The sequence below is a fragment of the Promicromonospora xylanilytica genome (assembly GCF_054782895.1).
This window is the reverse complement of sequence record NZ_BAAGRP010000024.1, coordinates 1-685: the sequence shown is the minus strand read 5'-3', so window position 1 is coordinate 685 and position 685 is coordinate 1. Positions and strand designations below refer to the sequence as shown.

Annotated in this window: 1 protein-coding gene; it reads right to left on the bottom strand. The window is 67.6% G+C overall.

From position 1 onward, the window contains the following. Positions 1-7 precede the first annotated feature (7 nt). Positions 8-685: IS30 family transposase (locus ACYVK7_RS17585; protein WP_460889021.1), on the bottom strand; the 678-nt coding region annotated here is incomplete at its 5' end.

The following is a 685-nucleotide window of genomic DNA, read 5'->3' as shown; positions in this document are numbered from 1 at the left end:
GGCGGATTCAATCGGTGGTCGCAACACCGGTTGTGTCGGCTGACAGTAGCTTGCTCATTGCTTCGTAGGGTGTGTGCCAGTCCAGGACCTTGCGGGGTCGTCCGTTCATCACCAGGGCGACGTCTGCGAGGTCCTGGGCTGTGTGGACCCTCAGATCGGTGCCTTTGGGGAAGTACTGGCGTAGCAGCCCGTTGGTGTTCTCGTTGGTGCCGCGTTGCCAGGGCGAGTGCGGGTCGCAGAACCACAGGTCCAGGTCTTCGACGATCTGGATGCCCGCGAACGGTGTCATCTCCCGCCCCTGGTCCCAGGTCAGCGAGCGGCGTAGGTGGGCCGGTAGGCGGGTGATCTGGTCGCGCATCGCGGCGGCGACCTGCTGCGCGCCGTGCCCATCAGGCAGGTGCAGCAGCATCAGGTACCGCGTCTGACGTTCGACCAGGGTCCCGATCGCCGAGCCGTTGCGGGTGCCGGTGATCAGGTCGCCTTCCCAGTGCCCGGGCACGGCCCGGTCCTCGATCTCCTCGGGACGCTCCGAGATCATGACCTGGGGTGGTAGCACGTGGGCGGCGCCGGCGCGTTGAGCGCGGGTGACCGCCTGCGGGCGGCGGACCGCGCGTCCCGACCGCAACGCGGTATGCAGCTCTTTGCGCAGCCCGCCACGGCCCAGGACATACAGCGACTGGTAGAT